16 protein-coding genes and 2 tRNA genes are annotated in these 22,151 nt (G+C 42.3%); 9 read left to right on the top strand and 9 right to left on the bottom strand.

The genetic code is table 11. From position 1 onward, the window contains the following. Positions 1 to 110 precede the first annotated feature (110 nt). Genes R3O62_RS15730 through lon form a run of 3 tightly spaced genes read right to left on the bottom strand, consistent with a single transcriptional unit; the run spans position 111 to position 4,808 of the window. Positions 111 to 1,208 carry an LptF/LptG family permease gene (locus R3O62_RS15730; RefSeq protein ID WP_005777794.1) on the bottom strand — a complete coding sequence of 366 codons (1,098 nt, stop codon included), beginning with the start codon at positions 1,206 to 1,208 and terminating at the stop codon, positions 111 to 113. Positions 1,209 to 1,212: 4 nt separating this feature from the next. Then, positions 1,213 to 2,343 (bottom strand): tRNA guanosine(34) transglycosylase Tgt, encoded by a 1,131-nt coding sequence (gene tgt / locus R3O62_RS15735; protein ID WP_005806101.1) that lies wholly within the window; start codon positions 2,341 to 2,343, stop codon positions 1,213 to 1,215. After that, positions 2,340 to 4,808, bottom strand: a complete 2,469-nt coding sequence (lon, locus tag R3O62_RS15740) for an endopeptidase La (RefSeq protein ID WP_032530004.1) — start codon at positions 4,806 to 4,808, stop codon at positions 2,340 to 2,342. The genes tgt and lon overlap by 4 nt, the downstream gene beginning before the upstream one ends. A gap of 184 nt (positions 4,809 to 4,992) precedes the next feature. Between lon and R3O62_RS15745 the strand changes: the two genes are divergently transcribed. After that, positions 4,993 to 5,706: a tRNA1(Val) (adenine(37)-N6)-methyltransferase gene (locus R3O62_RS15745; protein ID WP_032530003.1), complete on the top strand. Its 714-nt coding sequence runs from the start codon at positions 4,993 to 4,995 to the stop codon at positions 5,704 to 5,706. A gap of 404 nt (positions 5,707 to 6,110) precedes the next feature. Here the strand turns inward: R3O62_RS15745 and R3O62_RS15750 are convergent, their stop codons facing one another. From R3O62_RS15750 to R3O62_RS15765, 4 genes are all read right to left on the bottom strand, one after another. Continuing rightward, the gene (locus tag R3O62_RS15750; RefSeq protein WP_032530019.1) at positions 6,111 to 6,341 is read right to left on the bottom strand and encodes a hypothetical protein; all 231 of its coding nucleotides are present in this window, start codon (positions 6,339 to 6,341) and stop codon (positions 6,111 to 6,113) included. A 328-nt stretch (positions 6,342 to 6,669) separates the two neighbouring features. Continuing rightward, positions 6,670 to 6,744, bottom strand: a tRNA-Pro gene (locus R3O62_RS15755). A gap of 33 nt (positions 6,745 to 6,777) precedes the next feature. Beyond that, a tRNA-Pro gene (locus R3O62_RS15760) sits at positions 6,778 to 6,852 on the bottom strand. A 210-nt stretch (positions 6,853 to 7,062) separates the two neighbouring features. Then, positions 7,063 to 7,281 carry a hypothetical protein gene (locus R3O62_RS15765; protein WP_005777804.1) on the bottom strand — a complete coding sequence of 73 codons (219 nt, stop codon included), beginning with the start codon at positions 7,279 to 7,281 and terminating at the stop codon, positions 7,063 to 7,065. Between the two features lie 184 nt (positions 7,282 to 7,465). On the opposite strand from R3O62_RS15765, the gene R3O62_RS15770 reads away from it, so the two are divergent. The 3 genes from R3O62_RS15770 (at position 7,466) to R3O62_RS15780 (ending at position 9,008) form a co-directional block, all read left to right on the top strand. Next, positions 7,466 to 8,416 carry a fimbrillin family protein gene (locus tag R3O62_RS15770; protein ID WP_250746353.1) on the top strand — a complete coding sequence of 317 codons (951 nt, stop codon included), beginning with the start codon at positions 7,466 to 7,468 and terminating at the stop codon, positions 8,414 to 8,416. 8 nt (positions 8,417 to 8,424) lie between these two features. Next, a complete protein-coding gene (locus R3O62_RS15775) occupies positions 8,425 to 8,766 on the top strand; it encodes a DUF1622 domain-containing protein (RefSeq protein WP_005777808.1) in 342 nt (113 codons plus the stop codon). Positions 8,767 to 8,834: 68 nt separating this feature from the next. Continuing rightward, positions 8,835 to 9,008 carry a hypothetical protein gene (locus R3O62_RS15780; protein ID WP_005777810.1) on the top strand — a complete coding sequence of 58 codons (174 nt, stop codon included), beginning with the start codon at positions 8,835 to 8,837 and terminating at the stop codon, positions 9,006 to 9,008. Between the two features lie 6 nt (positions 9,009 to 9,014). Here the strand turns inward: R3O62_RS15780 and R3O62_RS15785 are convergent, their stop codons facing one another. Together R3O62_RS15785 and R3O62_RS15790 are read right to left on the bottom strand one after the other, a co-directional pair. Beyond that, entirely contained in the window at positions 9,015 to 10,292 is a 1,278-nt protein-coding gene (locus R3O62_RS15785; RefSeq protein WP_005777812.1) for a sensor histidine kinase, read from the bottom strand. Beyond that, entirely contained in the window at positions 10,289 to 11,653 is a 1,365-nt protein-coding gene (locus R3O62_RS15790; protein WP_250746350.1) for a sigma-54-dependent transcriptional regulator, read from the bottom strand. Before R3O62_RS15790 ends, R3O62_RS15785 begins: the two co-directional genes overlap by 4 nt. A 317-nt stretch (positions 11,654 to 11,970) precedes the next feature. Here R3O62_RS15790 and R3O62_RS15795 point away from each other — a divergent pair, with 317 nt between their 5' ends. The 5 genes from R3O62_RS15795 (at position 11,971) to R3O62_RS15815 (ending at position 22,142) form a co-directional block, all read left to right on the top strand. Further along, positions 11,971 to 13,443 carry a TolC family protein gene (locus R3O62_RS15795; protein ID WP_005777816.1) on the top strand — a complete coding sequence of 491 codons (1,473 nt, stop codon included), beginning with the start codon at positions 11,971 to 11,973 and terminating at the stop codon, positions 13,441 to 13,443. A 40-nt stretch (positions 13,444 to 13,483) separates the two neighbouring features. Further along, positions 13,484 to 14,734, top strand: a complete 1,251-nt coding sequence (locus R3O62_RS15800; protein ID WP_005777818.1) for an efflux RND transporter periplasmic adaptor subunit — start codon at positions 13,484 to 13,486, stop codon at positions 14,732 to 14,734. A gap of 135 nt (positions 14,735 to 14,869) precedes the next feature. Further along, positions 14,870 to 17,302, top strand: coding sequence for an ABC transporter permease (locus R3O62_RS15805; RefSeq protein WP_223129474.1), 2,433 nt, complete (start codon positions 14,870 to 14,872; stop codon positions 17,300 to 17,302). Between the two features lie 148 nt (positions 17,303 to 17,450). Next, positions 17,451 to 19,799 carry an ABC transporter permease gene (locus tag R3O62_RS15810; protein WP_223129473.1) on the top strand — a complete coding sequence of 783 codons (2,349 nt, stop codon included), beginning with the start codon at positions 17,451 to 17,453 and terminating at the stop codon, positions 19,797 to 19,799. Positions 19,800 to 19,811: 12 nt separating this feature from the next. Next, entirely contained in the window at positions 19,812 to 22,142 is a 2,331-nt protein-coding gene (locus R3O62_RS15815) for an ABC transporter permease (RefSeq protein ID WP_032539283.1), read from the top strand. The last annotated feature ends 9 nt before the right edge of the window (positions 22,143 to 22,151 follow it).

The following is a 22,151-nucleotide window of genomic DNA, read 5'->3' on the forward strand; positions in this document are numbered from 1 at the left end:
CGAGACAAAAGAGGAAATGAATACAACAAAAAATTCCGCCCGCACTTGTGATTTCACAGGAGCAGGCGGAAATTCTTATTTTTAGACCTTTCATATTCAGATGCACTCCATTATTTGGGAGCCTTTCTATATAAGTAAAATGCAATCAGTGCATATAGTAAGTTAGGAATCCACATTGCGATCACCGGAGGCATATTTCCATTCACTGCGAAAGTGGATGCTACGGTCTGGAACAGGATGTATGAGAAACTCAAACCAAGCCCGATTCCCAAATGTAACCCCATTCCCCCTTTTGTTTTTCTTGAAGAAAGAGATACTCCGATTACAGTCAGGATAAACGATGCAAATGACATGGCGATCCGCTTATGATACTCGATCTCGAACTCTTTGATATTAGCGATGCCTCTTTGGCGTTGTTTATCAATATAAGCGCTTAATTGCGGACTGGTCAGCATTTCCTGTTGATTACGCATGATCATAAAATCGGCAGGTTCCATCGGTATGATGGAGTCCAGTTTATCCCCACGGATAATTGTCTCCTTCAATCCGTCCAGATTACGAATCATATAATCCTTGATCGTCCATTTATTAACAGCTGTAGTGTCATAAGTTATACTGCGGGCGGTCAAATGAGACACCAGCTTCTTATCTACAAACTTATCCAGCGAAAAGCGGTTTCCCGTTTTGTTATAATCCTGATAATTATCAATATAAGCAATCACGCCTGTGTCGATCTCCAACTGTATGTTATGTACATAAGTAGTCTTTTTTTTCTTTACGTATTTATCTTCAAAATCCAAACGCGTCACACTTCCCCTCGGGATAACATACGATCCTAATATAAAGGTAGAGATCGCGATGATACCGGCCGATATCATATAAGGACGTAGCATGCGTTTAAAACTCATACCGGTAGAGAACATCGCGATAATCTCAGAGTTCTCGGCCAACTTTGAAGTAAAGAATATGACAGCAATAAATACGAACAACGGACTGAACAGATTTGCGAAATAAGGAATGAAGTTCATATAGTAATCGAAGATGATAGCCGACCACGGTGCACTTCGCTCCATAAACTTATCCATTTTCTCGTTAAAGTCGAATACTACTGCAATAGAAATAATCAATGCAATAGCAAACACGTATGTCCCCAAGAATTTCTTGATGATATACAAGTCCAGGCGTTTAATAAACCGATTGCTTCTCATAAGTTTATAGTCTTGTTGACACTCTTTTCACCATCATAGGTTTCCAGGTTGAAAAGTCCCCTGCAATAATGTGCTTGCGTGCTTCTCCCACCAACCACAAATAAAACGCCAGATTATGGATAGATGCTATCTGCATGGCCAACAGTTCCTGAGCATGAAACAAATGGCGCAGATATGCTTTACTGTACAACGTGTCCACATACGAAGCACCATCAGCCTCAATAGGAGAGAAGTCTGCTTCCCATTTTTTATTACGCATATTCATGATACCATCTTTCGTAAACAACATTCCATTTCGCCCGTTACGGGTAGGCATTACACAGTCGAACATGTCAACTCCACGTTCAATGCCCTCAAGAATATTAACCGGCGTGCCCACACCCATCAGATAACGAGGTTTGTCCTTCGGAAGTATTTCATTCACTAACTCTATCATCTCGTACATCTTGTCTACAGGCTCGCCTACAGCGAGTCCGCCTATGGCATTGCCATCTGCACCTTTAGAAGCTATATACTCTGCGGATTGTTTACGTAAATCAGGATATACGCATCCTTGCACAATTGGAAACAAAGACTGATTGTAGCCATATTTAGGTTCCGTCTCGTTGAACCGTTGAATACAACGGTCAAGCCAGCGATGCGTCAATCCCAATGACTTTTTGGCATATTCATAATCCGAATCTCCCGGCGGACACTCATCAAATGCCATCATAATGTCGGCACCGATAATACGTTCGATGTCCATTACTTTTTCGGGAGTGAAGATATGCTTACTTCCATCGATATGTGAACGGAATTCAGCTCCTTCTTCACGCAATTTACGAATTCCGGATAAAGAAAACACCTGAAAACCACCGCTATCGGTCAGCATCGGACGATCAAATCCATTGAACTTATGCAACCCACCGGCCTTCTCGAGCACCTCCAGTCCCGGACGCAAATAAAGGTGATACGTATTTCCCAGAATAATCTGAGCTTGAATATCCTCTTTCAATTCAGTCTGATGTACTCCTTTCACACTGCCGATTGTACCTACCGGCATAAATATAGGGGTTTGTATTTGCCCGTGGGCTGTCGTGATCAGACCGGCACGGGCATTACTTTTTGCGTCTGTATATTGTAGTTCGAATGTCATTCCTGGCTGGCTTTCTTTACGGATAAATCAATGGCATCGGCAACCTTCTCCTGGGTCAACGCAATAGCAAAAACTTCTTTTACATCATTCACATAATGGAAAGTCAGTCCTTTCAGATATATATCCTGTATTTCGTCAATATTCTTTTTATTTTCGGCACTCATGATGATCTCTTTGATACCGGCACGTTTAGCAGCCAGAATCTTCTCTTTAATACCACCCACCGGAAGCACCTTACCACGTAAGGTAATCTCGCCGGTCATAGCCAGGTTAGCCTTTACTTTACGCTGTGTCAAAGCAGAAGCCAATGAAGTAGCCATTGTGATACCTGCCGAAGGACCGTCTTTGGGAATAGCTCCTTCGGGAACATGGACATGAATATTCCAGTTATCAAAGATTTCTTCATTCAGGTTCAGAAGTGAAGCGTGTGCTTTGATATATTCAAGTGCCAACATTGCAGACTCTTTCATTACTTCACCCAAATTTCCGGTTAAAGTAAGACGACCGCCTTTACCACGGCTCAAGCTGGTTTCGACAAACAAGATCTCACCTCCTACAGCTGTCCATGCCAAACCTGTTACCACACCGGCATAATCGTTGCCCTGATATTTATCACGTGTATATTCCGGAGCCCCCAGGAAGTCGTACAAATCAGCCGGTTTAATTTCGGTTTTGGAAAAGAAACCATCCGTAGCATATTGACGGGCGGACTTACGAAGGATCTTACCGATCTTCTTTTCCAGTTCGCGCACACCGCTTTCACGTGTATATGATTCGATAATAGCCTCCAAGGTGTCTTTTGGAATCTTGATATCGGTTTTCTTCATACCGTTTGCTTCCAATTCTTTCGGCACTAAATGCTTCCGTGCGATCTCCACTTTTTCCTCAGTGATATAACCACTGACTTCGATTAACTCCATACGGTCGAGCAATGGTCCCGGGATAGTATTTAAATTGTTTGCCGTAGCGATAAACATCACTTTAGACAAGTCATAATCCACATCCAGAAAATTATCATGGAAAGCCGTATTCTGCTCCGGATCAAGCACTTCAAGCAAAGCAGAAGAAGGATCTCCCTGACGATCGGCACTTACTTTATCAATCTCGTCCAAAATAAACACCGGATTAGAAGATCCGGCTTTTATCAAGTTTTTGATGATACGTCCCGGCATTGCACCGATATAAGTTTTACGATGTCCGCGGATTTCCGCTTCATCGTGCACACCTCCCAATGACATACGGATATATTTCCGTTTCAATGCAGCGGCAATGGATTTACCCAATGACGTCTTACCGACTCCCGGAGGACCATATAAACAGATAATAGGAGACTTCATGTCACCTTTCAACTTCAGTACCGCCAAATGTTCCAGAATACGCTCTTTCACCTTTTCCAGACCGTAATGATCTTTATTAAGAGTCTTTTCCGCATTCTTCAGATTCAGATTGTCAGTGGTATATACTCCCCACGGAAGATTAAGCATCGTCTGCAGATAATTTAACTGCACACTGTAATCAGGTGATTGAGGATGAGTACGTTCCAGTTTAGCCAATTCTTTCAGAAAAGTCTCATGCACCTCGGAACTCCACTTCATGTGTTCCGCTTTCTGACGCATTTCCTCTATTTCCTGTTCCTGGCCTCCGCCACCCAATTCATCCTGAATGGTTTTTATCTGCTGTTGCAGGAAATATTCACGCTGTTGCTGGTCAATATCTTCACGAGCACGCATCTGGATAGATGCTTTAATTTCGGCCAGTTGTACCTCGCGGTTCAAAATTTCAAGTAACCGATAGGTACGTTCGCGCAAAGAATCGATGCGTAACAATTCTATTTTCTCGTCCTTCTTTAATGGAAGGTTCGTGCAGATAAAATCTACCAAGAACATGTGATTCGTCAGGTTCTTGATGGCAAACGCCGATTCCTGATGTAAAGAGTCCGATGACTTAATATATCGTATTGTTAGGTCTTTGCAGGTTTCTACCAATGCCTGGAACTCCTTATCGTCTTTCGAAGGTATCTCTTCGTCGATAATGTTCACTTCTCCTTTCAGGTATGGATGTGTTTCTGTAATGTTCTTCAACTCCAGGCGTTTCATCCCTTGGATAATGACTGTTGTCGTCTGGTCAGGCATTTCAAGCACACGTACAATCTTACCTATCGTTCCGATTGGATGCAAATCTTCGAATGCCGGTTCGTCTGTTTCTGCCATTTTCTGGCAAACTACTGCAATATAGGATTTTTTCTTATCAGCTTCCCTCACCAATCTCAAAGATGATTTTCTACCTACAGAAACAGGCATAAATACTCCGGGAAACAATACCATATTACGGAGGGGGAGAACCGGAAGAGTTTCACCAACCTTAATATCAAACACTTGATCTTCATTTCCGTCAAAATCGGCAATCAATGAAAATGCGTTATCATTCTGGTCATCCATCTCTCTTAAATATCTTTCTTTCTTCATTTCGTATAAATTAGTTTATGTCATATCAGCGAGCATAAAACGTTCGCAAAGTTAATCGATTCTTCATTAAGAATAAAACATCTGTTCGATAAAAACACAAAAACAATGCCAAATAATAATACGGACGGAATGTCATATCACAATATTTACCTATTTTTGGCGAACTTAATTATTTATTAGCTAAATGAGCCAACCTTATTTTCAGTTTAAACAGTTTACCGTTTGGCACGATAAATGTGCCATGAAGGTAGGTACAGACGGCGTCCTGCTCGGGGCATGGACTCCCGTAAAATCCTCGGTCCGCATTCTCGACATTGGTACCGGCACAGGACTGGTGGCACTTATGTTAGCCCAGCGCAGTACAGCTTCCATTACAGCCCTTGAGATTGATGAAGTCGCTGCTGCCCAAGCAACTGAAAACATAAACCGCTCGCCCTGGAAAAATAGAATAGAGGTAATCCAACAAGATTTTAAACATTATAGCAGTAAAAATGGTATATCCAAATTTGATACAATAGTTTCCAATCCTCCTTACTTTAACGCTTCATTAAAGTGTTCTGACGAACAACGTAATAAAGCCCGTCACAACGACAGCCTGACATATGAAGAATTATTAGCAGGTGTATCCGGACTACTTTCGCAAGAGGGAGCATTCACTATAGTGATACCAATGGATGTCGGTGAGCAAATTAAAACACTTGCTCATAAATATGGGCTATATCCTTCACGTCAACTCTTTATCATAACCAAGCCCGGCGGAACGCCCAAACGAACTCTAATTTCATTTAGATTCACCAAACAGACATGCGAAACAGAAGAATTACTGACTGAAACCTCCCGTCATCAATATAGTGAAAAGTATATAGAACTCACCCAGGATTTTTATCTGAAAATGTGAAAAAGCTAACACAAGTTCCATCTATAAAGCCGTGCAAGCGTTCTGTCACAGGTAGTATTCTTGGTATTATACGATGTGCATCAACAATTACATAACCAATTTACCTTTAAACCGCAAGAAGCCATCAACAAGAGCACTATTACGGAGTTTGGCAATAATTCTATAAATTATTCCCTTCTTGTATCCCATTTTAGAAGAGAAAGAAAGCATTTAAGTTTATCAATGTAAATTGCTGCATGTACGATATGCTAATTTTCAATGGGAGCTTCTCATCTTTCTGTTTCACAGGTCGGCATAAGTACAATTATATGGATAACATTTTAAAATTTGCGTTTTTTGCAGTATTTTCATTCTTGAAGAATCATAAATCCTGTGGTTCTTCTTCAAATTTGGCGGTAAATTCTTTATTTCTTTATTTTCAAGTTGATAATTGTCCTTTTTGCTTGCTTTAATAAGAAAGACCAGACACCGGCTGAATAAGATAACTCAAGTTTCGGAAGTGAATTTGCGCCGTCCGGACCGGTATCTTCACTCTTATACCTTTCTTCAATTAACATTGTTAACGCCTTTTGGAGGTTGTCAGGTTCTTGTGCGCAAATAATAAGTCTTTTGCATTTAAAGAACTTGTTATTCACATCCAAAGAACAAGCTTTAACTCTGTGTTAAAACAAAGCTTTTGAGGATAGAAATCTTACTTTTTAAAGATATTGATTTTCAGATGGTTTATTCTAAAATTCGCTTCTTCACCTCATGGATGGACTCTTCGGGAGAAAACCGGGATACTTGCTTTTTTGTCAACTATAAACGAGGGCTTACGCTTCCGAAAACGGAATTAGATTCCATGAGTAAAAGAAAACTTACCACCAAATTTGAAGAAGAACTTAAATCCTTTTAATATCCATCTGATAAATAAAAAACACTGATAGTTAAGTTGCAAACTTAATTACCAGTGTTTTTTTATTGTCGGGGTAGCGGGATTCGAACCCACGACCCCCTGCTCCCAAAGCAGGTGCGCTAACCGGACTGCGCTACACCCCGAAAACTTTTAATGAAGAACTCCCTTTGACTTCGTCGGGGTAGCGGGATTCGAACCCACGACCCCCTGCTCCCAAAGCAGGTGCGCTAACCGGACTGCGCTACACCCCGTTCTTATAGGGAAGTTCCTTTCAAAAGCGGTGCAAAGATAGGGACTATTTTTAAATATGCAATAGTGAAAGAAGCATTTTTTCATATTTATTTTTTAACATCCTATCAGTCACGCATTTGGATATATAAGAAAAATAGAAGCTATTAACCTAAAAAGTCCCGATTCCGCCAGAATCAGGACTTTTATGCTAAACACACGACAGAGACAAGTTATTCAAGATCCTCTTTGATCACTTCATCTATTTCCTTGATCTTCTTTTCTCTTATCTTTTTGCTTTGGGCAGGTTTCTTTTTGGTATCATCATACACATTGTCTGCACGATCCACCATCTCTTCACTCCAGTCATCATACATGTTCGATGCCGGCTGACCGGTCAGGGTGGTATTTTCTTCTGCGATAGGTACATCCCTATTAATTACTTTAGCCATATGTTCTACGTTTTATTGTTATGCTATAATGACAATAAAACATAGAAAAAGTTCTCTCTGTTAATGAAGTTTGATACTATTAGATAGATTTTAAACGGTACTTTCCGGCAATATTTCCGAAAGCTGTGAACTAAATCCCGTTTCAAACGTATAATACAGAAACATCACTATAAAAACAAATATCATGAGACTTAGAATTCCTAAACCTATGTATTTCATTGCTTTTGCCGGTATGGCTTTGTTTATGGGCAGTTGTGCCAAAAATACCACCATTATTTATGGCAACGGAGAAGATAATCTTCCCGAAACTCCACAAAAGGAGACGACACTCGTCACTTTCAATGCTTCTGTCGAAAGCCGAAACCTGACCCGTGCCATGTCTCCTATGAAAAAAGGAATCAAGAGCACTTTGTACGCCTATCAAAAGGCACAGAGTACCACCAGTCAGGAAACTCTGTTTGCCGAAGGATTGTACATCACTTCCTCTCCGGGGGTATTATCCGGAAAAGACGGGTATAAAATGTATCTTGCGAACGGCATCTATAATTTTTACGCCGTATCCGACAACTTCTCAACCATACCACCTTCTTTTACCGGACAAGAGTCAGAACCTTTATTCAATGGCATCGATTATCTTTGGTGGGGTAGTACCGACCAGGATGTAAGCAGTGCACAGATCAATATTCCCATTGTATTCCAGCATGCCTGTACACAAGTTGTCGTTGAAGTCTCTGCCGGAGATGGTATTCAATTAAGCAGGCTACTATCAGCTACTATCACTCCGCCGGTTCCAGGAGCGAGCATGACACTCTCCACCGGAGTTATTCCTCCCGCAACATCATATGACAAACCCAATAAAATGGGCATTAATGGATTTCTGGCGCAATATATCATGCTTCCACTGCAGACCAATGATCCGATGACACTTACGCTTGAAGTGGAAACAGATGGAAACAACAATTCGAAAACTTATAGCGTTCAGATCCCTGTCCCAAGCGGAGAGTTGAAAGCCGGAGATTCTTACTTATTCAGTGCGGTGATCAATGGCAGTTCCGTTTCTATTCCTTCCGTCAGCGTAAAGGATTGGACGGAAGTAGACGAGACAGGTAACCCGCTTTATCCATCACAAAAATAACAACTTTTATGCTTACACAATTTTTAAGTCTACTGGCTACTATTATCAGTGTCATCAGCTTGCTGATTGTCACTTATGGGGCGCTGATTGCTATCCTCTCTTTTATCCTCAATGAACTGAAGAGGATAACCGGCACCTATACCCCAACTAATATACGGAAGTTGAGAGCCGTATTCGGAACCTATTTATTATTGGGGTTAGAATTTCTGATTGCTTCGGACATCCTGAAAACTGTATTGGAGCCTACAATGAACGAACTGATTATTTTAGGCGGTATCGTTGTCGTAAGAACCATATTATCGGTATTCCTGAACAAAGAAATCAAAGAATTAGAAACAGAAAATAACTAAAATGTAATGAACCATCCATCTGTGGGGGTGTTTACATTATTATTAACTAAATAAAGGAGATCGGATTTATGAATACTGAAAAAGAGAAAACTTCATCGGAAGAACAGAAGAAGGCTGAAAAGGTACTTAAAGACAAAGTACCCGTACAGCAAACCGGAACTTACAGCGAAGCCACCAAAAAAGAAGTGCGCGATGCAGTAAAAGAACTCAATCCGGACATGAGCGGATTGGATAGGGGTTAACAGCCCCTATCTTCCCGGAAACATCAGTGTAAAACAGCTGCCTTTACTTATCTCTGAGGAAACAGTGATAGTGCCCCCATGCAGATTCATAATCTGTTTACACAAACTGAGTCCGATGCCGGACCCCGAAGGTTTCGTCGTAAAAAACGGAACGAATATTTTATCCATCACTTCCGGAAGAATGCCCTCACCGTTATCACGGACCGTCAAACTGCAGACTTTTCCGGGTATTTGTTCCAATTCCACTTCAATCTGCGGAGCAGTACTTTGTCCACAGGCTTCTTTCGCGTTTTTAATCAGATTAATCAATACCTGTTCTATCTGTGCACGATCGATGTAGAGAGTAGCACCTCTATGTGTAGCCGCAAAATGGATAAACGCATCCGGAAATAGTTTCCTCAGATCAGAAAAGAGTTCGTCTACCATCACCAACGCACAGACAGGAGTAGGGATACGGGTCAGCCGACGATAATTTTCCACAAACCCGAGCAGTCCCTTGCTTCTCCGATGAATGGTCTGCATAGCCTGCAACATGACACCGTATTCTTTCTCGCTAAGCCGTTCGGGTATTCCACGTTCACTCAATGTTTCGGACAGAGAAATAATAGGAGTAATAGAGTTCATAATCTCATGAGTCAATACCCGTATCAATTTTTGCCAGGCCTCCATCTCGTTACGTTCCAATACCGAATGGATATTTTTCAGACTGACCAGTAACCTTTCCTTGTTTTGTGCAGCAAACAGGGTGCAGGACACAGCCATTTCGACAGAAGTTCCTTGCTGCCGGATGCGTACTACTTGCGTCTCGTTCCAAGAAGTGGTAAGCCATTCCTGAGGCAATTGGGTTTCTTGCCCGACTAAAGCCACAGCCGCATGATTCATCCATTCTACCCGGCCTGAACGATCGGTCACCATCACAGCCGTATCTACCTTACTTAACAGATTCTCATAATATTGATGCTTTACTTCTTCCTCAAGAAGTCTGCCTCGGAACAATTTCAGCGTTTGCGAGAGTTCATCCGCCAGTTCAACCATCATCCTGCTTTTAAACGGCGGCTGAAAACTTTGCGTCATATCATTGAAGCGGATGCTATCCGTCAGTCGCCGCATCATGCCTGCCAATCTCATCTGAATGGAATAGAGGTGCACTCCTGTGGCAATCAGCAAAAGTGTCACAATCAAAGTGCTAAACCACAATTCGTAATGGAAGAGCAGATATCCTCCGATGGAGAGTATTACCAACAAAAGGATGTGTAGCACTACACTGATAGAATAGCGTTTCATAAGCCGAGTTTTTCGAGTTTACGATAAAGAGCAAAACGGGTGATTCCCAGATATTCGGCCGCCCGGGTGATATTGCCTTCGCTCAGGCGCATAGCTTTATCTACGGCTTGCCGTTCCAACTGTTCCAGATTGAGTACTTCCTCTTCTTTTTTCTGCCGTACAGAAGAGTGGAAAAGGAAATTCTCCGGCTTCAGCAGAGAGCCGTCGCCCAGAATCACAGCACGCTCTATGGTGTGTTGCAACTCGCGCACATTGCCGGGCCAGTTATATTTCAACAATTTATTCTTCGCCTCACGCGTCAGCCCATGCATATCCTTTTTATACTTGCGGGCATAACGTTCCAGAAAGAACTCGGCCAGCAAGATGACGTCATTACCACGTTCACGCAGGGGAGGAATATGGATTTCTATCGTATTGATGCGGTAAAGTAAGTCCTGACGGAAGTTTCCTTCATCCACCATTGCCCGGATATCCGCATTGGTTGCACATACCAGACGTACATCGATAGGCACCGACTGAGTGGAACCCAACCGACTGATTTGCCTCTTCTCAATCGCAGTCAGTAACTTCGATTGCATTGGAAGTGAAAGATTACCTATTTCATCCAGAAACAAAGTTCCGCCCGTAGCCACTTCCATCCGCCCGGCTTTCGCTTTCCGGGCATCGGTGAAAGCACCCTTCTCATAACCAAACAATTCACTTTCAAACAATTGTTCGGGGATACTACCCAGATCAATTGTCACAAAGGGCTTTCCGTAACGAGGAGAACAACGATAGAGCAAACGGGCAATCACATCCTTTCCGGTACCATTCTCGCCCAAGATCAGGATATTCGCATCCGTTTCACTCAATTTATTAATGGTAGCAAACACTTCTTGCATGGCTGCCGACTCACCGATGATCTCGTTCTCTGATCCTCCCTGTCCGCTCAATACTTCCACCTGTTCCTTCAGCATATTCACTTCGTGACGTGACTGTCGGAGTTTCATGCTCGAAGACAAGGTTGCCAGAAGTTTCTCTTTCTCCCATGGCTTGGGAATAAAATCTGTTGCACCTGCCTTGATGGCCCGTACAGCTTTGTCCGTATCGGCATATGCCGTCATAAAAATCACGATTGCCTGCGGGTCAATCTTCAGAATCTGTTGCAGGCTCTCAAATCCTTCCTGCCCACTGATGGCGTCACGGCTAAAATTCATATCGAGCAGGATGATGTCCGGGCCGAAAGTAGTCATAAAATATTCAATGCGATCGGGGGTAGTAGCCACTTTAATCTTTTCGGTATAAGGTTCGAGCAAAAGATTGAGGGCAAACAATACATCTTCATTATCATCTACAATTAATATCTTTCCAAGCTGTTCCATATTATATTACGAGCTAATTTATGTTCCTTTAAAAGATGAGATATACCAGTTGTACAGCTCGTCATATCCCGGTTATACATCTCGTACATCTTATCTCACTATGCAATGATGCCAATGTAAGCCGGATACAACTGCTTACCTTTAGGCTGAGGGCAAAGATACAGATTATATTCATGCGTTGTGTGTGCTAATTCGCACTATTTTTGTGCGTATATGCACATGAAGACAAAGAAGCGCGCACATATAAAATGCTATTAAAAAGCAACTTACATTCATGGCATACCTTTTGAATGATTTATATAAAAAGTAAATACACAATGAATCTGAAAACGATATTTATTATTGCCGGATGCAGTTGCATCTCATTGGTCGCCGCACAGGAACACACGATGGAGCTCTCTTTGGACGAAACCGTGAAGCTTGCCAAGCTTCAGTCGCCGGACGCACAAACGGCACGCCATAGTTTCCGTTCGGCTTACTGGAATTACAAATATTATAAAGCAAACTATTTGCCTGCTTTGAGCCTGACTTCGGACCCCAATTTAAACCGGGCCATCAACAAAGTAACACTGGGAGACGGAACTGTAAAGTTCGTAGAACAGAATATGCTCAGCACAGACCTCACCCTAAGCCTGACTCAGAATATTCCCTGGACCGGAGGTTCACTTTTCATAGAGACGGCAGCGCAACGCATGGATCTCTTCAGTGATCATACAACGGCTTGGCAGACTTCACCTATTAATATAGGTTACCGCCAGTCGCTCTTCGGATACAACAGTTTGAAATGGGACCGCCGCATTGAACCGGTACGTTACCGGGAAGCAAAAAAATCGTATGTAGAAACACTCGAATTGGTAGCTGCACGGGCTACACAGAAGTTCTTTAACCTTGCCACCGCACAAAGCAATTACGAAACCGCCACCATCAATTATGCCAACGCAGACACACTCTATCAATATGCCCAGGGGCGCTATAACATCGGTACCATTACCGAAAACGAAATGTTGCAACTGGAACTGAACAAACTAACCGAAGAAACCAACCGAATGAATGCCCGTATTGAGATGGACAACTGCATGCAGGAGCTACGCTCGTATCTGGGCATTCAAAGTGATGAAGAACTAAAAGTGAAAGTCAATGACCATGTGCCGGACTTCAGTGTAGAATTGCACGAAGCGTTGTTGCTGGCCAACGAGAACAGCCCGGAGATACAGAACATGATGCGCCGGAAACTGGAAAGTGAAAGTAATGTGTCATATGCCCGAGCCAATGCCGGACTGAAAGCGGATATTTATCTGCGTTTCGGATTGACACAGACAGCCGATAAACTGGGGAGTGCATACAAACGGCCTTTAGACCAGCAATACGTCAGTTTGGGCATTGCGCTTCCCATTCTCGACTGGGGACGCGGCAAAGGCAAGGTACGTGTGGCACGTTCCAATCGCGACCTTGTATACACACAGGTGGAACAGGACAAAACCGACTTCGAACTAAATGTGCGCAAACTGGTGAAACAATTCAACCTTCAGGCGCAGCGGGTACGGATAGCCGCACGTACCGACGAAACTGCCCAACGGCGTAGCGACGTGGCACGCAAGCTCTATCTGCTCGGTAAGTCGACCATTCTCGACCTGAATGCTTCCATCACAGAGAAAGACCAGGCGCGCCGTAATTATATAACAGCCCTTTATAACTACTGGAGTTTGTATTACACCTTACGCAGCCTCACTCTCTTCGACTTTGAAGGGAAGGCACCACTCACCGAGAATTATGATCTGTTGATAGACTGATCCGAAACAAAAATCGTTAATCGAAAAAAATAAAAATAATATGGATATTAAAATTGAAAAGAAACCCTGGTACATCCGCTATAAATTCTACATAGCCGGAGGCATTGCATTCGCCGCTTTCCTTGTTTACGTCATTATTTTGTCGGTCGGTCCGCGCAAGCTCCGCATCGAATCGGAAAACATACAGATAGCCGAGGTCAAAGACGGTAAGTTTATGGAATATGTAGATGTGGAAGGACTGATCCAGCCAATTCTCACTATCAAAGTGAACACCCGCGAAGCCGGCAGCGTAGAGCGTATCATCGCTGAGGAAGGAAGCCTGCTCCAAAAGGGAGATACGATCCTTACCCTTTCTAATCCGGATTTGTTGCGCAGCATCGAGGACCAACGGGACGATTGGGAGAAGCAGCGCATCACTTACCAGGAAAAAGAGATCGAAATGGAACAGAAAAGCCTGAACCTAAAACAACAAACGTTGGAAACCAATTATGAACTGGCGCGGCTCAAAAAGAGCTTTGCGCTGGATAAAGAAGAATTTCGTATGGGTATCAAGAGCAAGGCACAACTTGAAGTATCGGAAGACGAATATAACTATAAGGTAAAAAATGCCGAACTGCAACGTGAAAGTCTGCGCCACGACTCGGCTGTGACCATCATCCGTAAAGATCTGATACGTACAGATATGGAACGCGAACGCAAGAAATATGAGCGAGCCACAGAGCGTCTGGGCAATCTGGTAGTGAAGGCACCCCTCGGCGGACAACTCAGTTTCGTCAAAGTGACACCGGGACAGCAGGTAAGTTCAGGTGAGAGCATTGCCGAAATCAAGGTACTCGATCAGTACAAGATTCACACTTCATTAAGCGAGTATTATATTGACCGCATCACCACCGGACTACCTGCTACCGTCAACTATCAGGGCAAGAGGTATCCGCTTCGCATTACTAAAGTCGTACCCGAAGTGAAAGACCGCATGTTCGATGTCGATCTGGTTTTCACCGGTGAAATGCCCGATAATGTACGTGTAGGCAAGAGTTTCCGTGTACAGATCGAACTGGGGCAACCAGAACAGGCCATTGTCATCCCACGCGGTAATTTCTATCAGGCTACCGGAGGACAATGGATCTACAAAACCAATGCATCAAAAACAAAGGCAGTACGTACGCCCATCACCATCGGACGCCAAAATCCTCAGCAATATGAAATCACCGGAGGATTAGAGCCCGGAGATTATGTCGTTACGACAGGATATGATACCTTTGGGGAGGCGGAAGAATTAATACTGAAGTAATATAAAAAATGGATCAAACTCACCACAGAGTAGCACAGAGATGGTTTTCTTTTAATATCCTATAAACAAGAGATTAAAACTCTGTGAGACTCTGTGGTGCTCTGTGGTGAAATCAAACTCAAAACCATTACAAACATGAAAACTATAAAGCTGGCCTGGAAAGCCTTGGCACGTTTCAGAACATATACATTTATCAATATACTGGGCCTCGCCTTGAGTCTGGCTTGTGTACTTATCATCCTACGGTATATCCATCAAGAGGTTACTGTAAACCATTTCTGCAAAGACCTTGAAAACACCTATCTGCTATATTGCGAGTACGAAGATGGAACGCGGACAATAAGCAGCAATGAAGATAGAAATAACGACCCCAACTTTATCGATCCGTTGAAAGATCCGTCTGTTCTGAAAAGTACCCGGTGGATTAATTTTTCGGAAGACAGGATTACAGTCGGGAAACAGATATATAATGTGAAAACCGTGGTGACAGACAGTGCGTTTCTGCAAATACTGCCATATCCGTCTGTATCCGGTATCTCCTCTCTGAAATCTCCGAATGATGCCATCATCACCCGGCGATTGGCTGAAAGACTGTTCAAAGGAGATAATCCGATTGGGAAAACAATGACTTACAGCACAGGAGACATCATCACGATTACAGGAGTAATAGGGGAGCCGCCTACGAAAAGCTTTTTAGATTTCGACCTGATTGTATCCGAACAATTGCAACATTCATGGTCGCGTTCAAGCTATAGCCTGATACAACTGATGCCCGGAACGGACTTTAAGAAGCTGAACGTCAAGAACGACAAGTTTATGAAGTTAAGGTGCTATATGGACACACCGACTCGCCTGCAATTTTTTCCATTAAAAGATTTCTATTTCGACAAGACCATTCGTATCTATGATAACGGCAAGAGTAATTTCCAGAGAGGCAACTATAATAATATCTTAGTACTTGCTGTTGTCACCATTGCTTTGTTGATAATCGGTTTGTTCAATTTCATCAATATCTATACGGTAATGATGCTCAAGCGTGCCAGAGAGTTTGGAGTTAAAAAGGTATATGGTGCCGGTACAAAGGATGTATTCGCACAGATTTTCACTGAAAACTTTATCCTGACAGGCATGGCTCTATGTATATCCTGGTGTATCATCGAAATAACCGGTGGTATGATGGAACATGTGCTCCGGATACCGCAAATCTCCAATACGGAATTTAGTGCCATACTTTCTGTCGGAGTACTGATTCTGTTGCCATTATTGACTTCTATTTATCCATTCATCAGATACAATTACGTTTCGCCTTCCGTATCTATCCGTTCGGTGAATGCAGGAGGACATTCCATCGTATCCCGTGTACTATTTTTATTCGTTCAGTACCTCATCACCTTTGTGCTTATTATTGTTTCTCTCTTTTTCACAAAGCAAGTGCGTTTCATGTTGGCTGCCGATTTGAACTATACTACCAAGGACATCATTCAGTGTCAGTTATATGCCGAACGTTCTTCATATGATCTAAATATGTCGAACGAAGAGTGGGAGAGACGGAAACAAAGAGAAAAAAGTAATCTGGCTTACATCAAAGAAGAGATGGACCATTCTCCGCTCTTTATCCGTTGGGAGTATGGAGAGAACCCGAATCAATTGGACGGTAATTATAATAATGTGCGGAATGTGCAGCGGGATGAGTTCAAGCAAGTTATTTATAGCAGTCTAAGCAACAAATATATTGAACTATTCGACTTTCAGCTAAAAGAGGGGCGCCTGTGGAATGACTCTGTTGATCAATGGAGTGATTATAAAATGATCATTAATGAATCGGCCAAATCACTCTTAGAAATAGATAATATAGAAACGGCCCTGATTCAACCCGAAAGAAGATTGTGGTGGTCTTCTTCAAAATCCGAAGAAATGGAGAAGAACCCTCCATATCAGATTATCGGAGTGATCAAAGACTTCAAGATCGGTCACTTATCAAAAACCACTCCTCCGCTCTTCATTGTTTACGAAGATCCGCGGGGCAGTTATAGAGATCGACTGATGGCACAAATCATTCCCGGAAAAAAGCAAGAAGCCATTGCCTTCCTGAAAAAACTGCACGATGAAATACTGGGCGAAGGTGAGTTTGAATACAGCTTTTTAGAAGACGAGATAGCGACCATGTATCAAGAAGATAAGCGAACTGCCGAGATATACTCCTTGTTCAGTGTCATTGCCATTCTTATATCTTGCCTGGGATTATTCGGATTATCTATGTTCGACATCCGTCAGCGATATCGCGAAATTGCACTACGTAAAGTGAACGGAGCCACCCTGAAGGAGATCTATCCGCTCCTGTTAAAGAAATACTCGATTATTCTGGGAGTGGCATTTGTCATCTCAGCACCTCTGTCCTGGTATATCATCTCAAAATATCTGGAAGGATTTGCCAACAAAGCTCCTATATCCTGGTGGCTGTTTGCTGTTGCTGCCATAGTGACTTCCTTCATTTCGCTGGCCACTCTGATATGGCAAATACGAAAAGCTGCCAATATCAATCCGGCCAAAGTGTTGAAAGGAGAGTAGTAAATTTGTATTTTTGTGCGCATGCGCACTATGATCGTGCAAATTCACACGGTGTATCTATACACCATAAGCATATAAACAATAGTGTCTCAACGAGTTGCTTCTTTGGCATACTTCTTGAAACACTATTTGTATAAACAAGAACCAAATGATACGACACTATTTTAAAATCGCATTCCGAAATCTGCAGAAATATAAAACTCAGAGTATCATCAGTGTTATCGGATTGGCTGTAGGAATTACCTGCTTCACGCTTGCTACCTTATGGATACGCTATGAAATGACATACGATACTTTTCATAGAAAGGCCGACAATATCTATATGGTTAGAGCACAGCTCAAATCGGCAACCGGTGTACTAAGCAATTCACTGCCATATCCTGCCATGGAATATCTGAAAAAGAATTTACCCGAGATAGAAGACATCTGCGGAATCTCTCCCATAAGACGGAAACTTCAGTTCAATGACAGGAGTGAGAATCTGCTGACTGTCGAAGTAGACTCTGCCTTTATCAACATGTTCGATATACGTCTCCTAAAAGGAAATGTCAACTTTCTTAAAGAAAGAGGAAAAGAAATAGCCATCACCGAATCGCTGGCTAAAAGTTGGTTCGGAGAAGAAGACCCTTTAGGAAAAGAGGTTGAGTTGGGAGGGCGTCTTTGCCGGATATGTGCAGTCGTCAGCGATTGGTCACAACACTCCAATCTGGCATACAGTATCTTGCTACCCATCCGCCATTACCCCGACTGGTTAAGTGAAACGGAACAAATATTTATTCGCATACGTTCCAATACGGACATCGAGAGCTTTCAAAAAAGAGTATCTGCTATCAACCTCTCTAAACAAGAAAAAGAGAGCAGTTTGGGCCAATTGGCCATAACGCCGATTACCTCACTCCGCTATTCAGATTACTTAAATAGAGACGAAATCGTTATTTCGTTTAATTATATCCGTTATTTTGCCATAGCAGGGGCTCTGGTCATCCTATGCTCGCTATTCAATTACCTGACTCTCTTTATCAGTCGTCTTCGCATGCGTGGCCGTGAAATGGGACTTCGCAAAGTTTGTGGTGCTACAGACCATTCACTGTTCGCACTATTCTCCATCGAATACCTGTTAGTATTGATTGCCGGATCTGCAACAGGAATGGTCCTTATAGAGTTATGTTTATCACGATTTATAGAACTGGCACAAATATCAGAAACAACATCACTATATTCAGAAGCAATGATATACATCATTGCGGTAATTATCCTGTCATTTATCATTTCACAAATCCCTCTGTATTACTTCAGAAAACGGACTTTACAAAATAATATTCAAAACAAAAAAGAGACCGCCCAACGGGGGATATTTCGCAAATCCGGATTGGTCATGCAGTTAATTATCAGCTTAGGCTTCATTTTCTGCACAGCTGTCATGATGAAACAACTTTATTATCTGAAAAACACAGATCTGGGTATGGAACGACACAACTTAGCCAACGTTGCCATCTGGATGAAGGGAGGTGATATCAATGAATGGAATACTAAAATTGCCGGTTTGCCCATGGTTACGGAAACTTTGCCGCCACACTATTTCCCGATCATTCCCACAGGGCCAATGATGTATACAGAGATCAACGGATGGGATGGACAGAACAAAACAAATGATGAAACATATTCGGTCGGTATCATGCCTTCGGGCGAAGATTTCTTCAAATACTACGGATTGCATTTGTCGGAAGGAGAATGGTTATCTGATAAGAGTATTACAAATGATGTTATCATCAATGAAACCGCCGCATTAAAATTCGGGTGGAAAAGTGCCGTCGGAAAGAAATTCTACTCAGAATACGACGGACAGAAAACATTCTATCATGTGATAGGAGTTGTGAAAGACTTTAGCCATCTTCCCCCTACGGTTGCTCCGCAACCTATCGCCTTTGTCCGTGCCGAAGAGCAGCAATATTTGTGGGGACGTGCCAGTATCCTATTCAAGTTTAAAGAAGGAAGCTGGAAAGCTTGTCTGGACACAATTCAAAAAATGCAGAACGAAGATTTCCCGTCTTCTTTCATGAGACTGTATAACGAAGAAGAGGAATACAACAAATATCTGCGCTCCGAAGATGCACTTATGACCTTATTGGGAATTGTTTCTTTGGTCTGTATCATTATCTCCATTTTTGGCATTTTCTCTCAAGTGACTTTGTCATGCGAACAACGACGTAAAGAAATAGCTATCCGCAAAGTGAACGGAGCTACCATAAAGAACATCTTGCAGATGTTCTTTAAAGAGTATTTCATTCTTTTGTTTATAGCCGCCATCATTGCGTTTCCAATCAGCCACATCATCATGCAAACATGGATTGAAAGTTACATCCGGCAAACGACTATTCCGGCCTGGATGTACGTCGCCATCTTTACAGGCATAGCGGGAGTTATTGTCATCAGTATTTTCTCAAGAGTATGGAGTGCTGCCCGGCAAAACCCGGCAGAGGTAGTAAAAACAGAATAAAAGAGGAAAAGTATGATACGACACTATTTTAAGATTGCTTTCAGAAACTTATTGAAATATAAGGCCCAAAGTATAATTAGTATAATCGGACTGGCTATGGGATTCACCTGTTTCGCTCTTACCGTTTTATGGATTCGCTATGAAATGACATACGACACTTTTCACGAGGGAGCCGACCGAATCCATCTAATATACAAGAAATCCATACTGGATGCTACAGGATTTGATAAAACGGTGCCATATCCGGTTTCAACTTCTTTAAAAAGAATGCTCCCTGAAATAGAGGATGCATGTGCTTTTGAATTTTATAAATCGGATATAACTGTCAATGACGGTGCCACACAACAGCTATACCGGATCAATGCTGACTCTTGTTTCATGAATATGTTTCGGATACGGGTTCTTGAGGGAAACCTTGACTTTTTAGAATCAGCCAATAAGATAGCCTTGACGGACAAAGCTGCCAACCGTCTTTTTGGAACAGAAAACCCTATCGGTAAAGAAATCAAAGTCTATGGAGACCCCAAAACAGTTTGTGCCATTGTCAACAGTTGGAGCGAACATACCAATTTACCATTCTCCATATTAGGAGGCGGAATACGGCAATGGCAGGACGTCTGGTACAATAATGGATTCTATGTTTTTATTAAACTTCATCAAGGAGTAGATGCCAAGGCACTAAGTAATAAACTGCAGCAAACAGAAATAAAGACAAATAAAAACGAGGGGGCTATCAAGGAGTTATTAATGATGCCTGTCAGTAAATGCCATTACACGATATTGGCAGACAATAATGCCATTCAGTTCAACTATATTATTCTCTTCGCTGTGATTGGAGGTTTGGTGATCCTTTGTTCGTTGATCAACTATCTGTCACTGTTTATCAGCCGCCTATGGATGCGGGCCAAGGAGCTTGCATTACGCAAAGTTTGCGGTTCGTCCAATCGGAACCTGTTTGCTTTACTGACCATCGAGTTCCTGGTTATCCTGATTTCGGCCGGATTGATAGGCATGGCATTAATAGAATTAGTATTGTCGGAGTTTAAGGAGCTTTCGGGAGTGACAGACGGAAATATATATTGGGAATCATCTCTGTATTTTATGATTATTATTGGATGTTCTCTTTGCCTCTTCATGCCCGTCACTCTCTATTTCAACCGACAGACCCTGCACACCAACATACAGAAGAGTAACACAAACAGACATCGATATTTCATTCGTAAGGCAAGTATCCTGTTTCAGTTATCAATCAGTATAGGATTCATTTTCTGTATCTGCATTATAATGAAACAACTCTATTTCCTAAGTACTACAGATATCGGCATAGAACGTAAAAACATTGCTACCTTAAGCTTGTATCCGCAAGACAATCTACCTCCCGCAGCAGATAAAATAGAGCAGATGCCTTCTGTTACTCAAATACTGAAAGGACATTTCTCTTTGCTCCCGAGAACAGTGTCTATGTCTATGGCTTTCAAGGACTGGGATGGCAAACAACCTTCGGACCCCGATATGAACATGGAAGTACTGATGGAAAGTGAGGAATTGGCCCAATTCTATGGCATCCGGCTTTTAAAAGGGAAAATGCTGAAAGAAGGAGAGAGTGACGCAAGCACTATTGTTATCAACGAAACGGCTGCAAAAACTTTGGGCTGGAACGATCCGATTGGCAAGAAATTAATCAGGCCTAACGGAACAGCCACCACTGTCATCGGTTTGGTCAAAGACTTCCACACTACTTCGCCCACTGTTCCTGTAAAACCAATAGCATTCATAGCCAAAGGGTTTTCCGGTTTCTATCTTGGCAAAGGAGATATTCTGATAAAATACAGGGAAGGGGAGTGGCCTAAACTGAAACAGGCTGTTGAAGATCTTTGCCGAAAAGAATATCCGGACACAAAAATCGTATTATCCAACATGGAAGATGTTTATAACGATTATTTAAAATCTGAACATGCACTCTTGAAATTATTAAGCTGTGTAGCAATAGTTTGCATTTTGATCGCAATTTTTGGAATATTTTCGTTAATAACACTGGCTTGCGAACAACGTCGCAAAGAGATAGCTATTCGAAAGGTGAACGGAGCAACACTTAAAAATATACTCTCTATTTTTGCAAAAGAGTACCTCATATTGATACAGCTCTCTTCTCTTCTGGCATTTCCACTCGGTTATGTCATCATGAAGTCATGGTTACAGAGCTATGTGGAACAAACCTATATAAATGCTTGGATTTACATCGTTATCTTGGCAGGAACTACTATTGTCATAAGCCTTTGTATTGGTTGGAGAGTGTGGAAAGCCGCCCGACAAAATCCGGCGGAAGTAGTAAAAACAGAATAAAAAAATAGC

Origin of the sequence: Bacteroides hominis (genome assembly GCF_033042785.2) — a bacterium.
Lineage (GTDB): Bacteria > Bacteroidota > Bacteroidia > Bacteroidales > Bacteroidaceae > Bacteroides > Bacteroides hominis.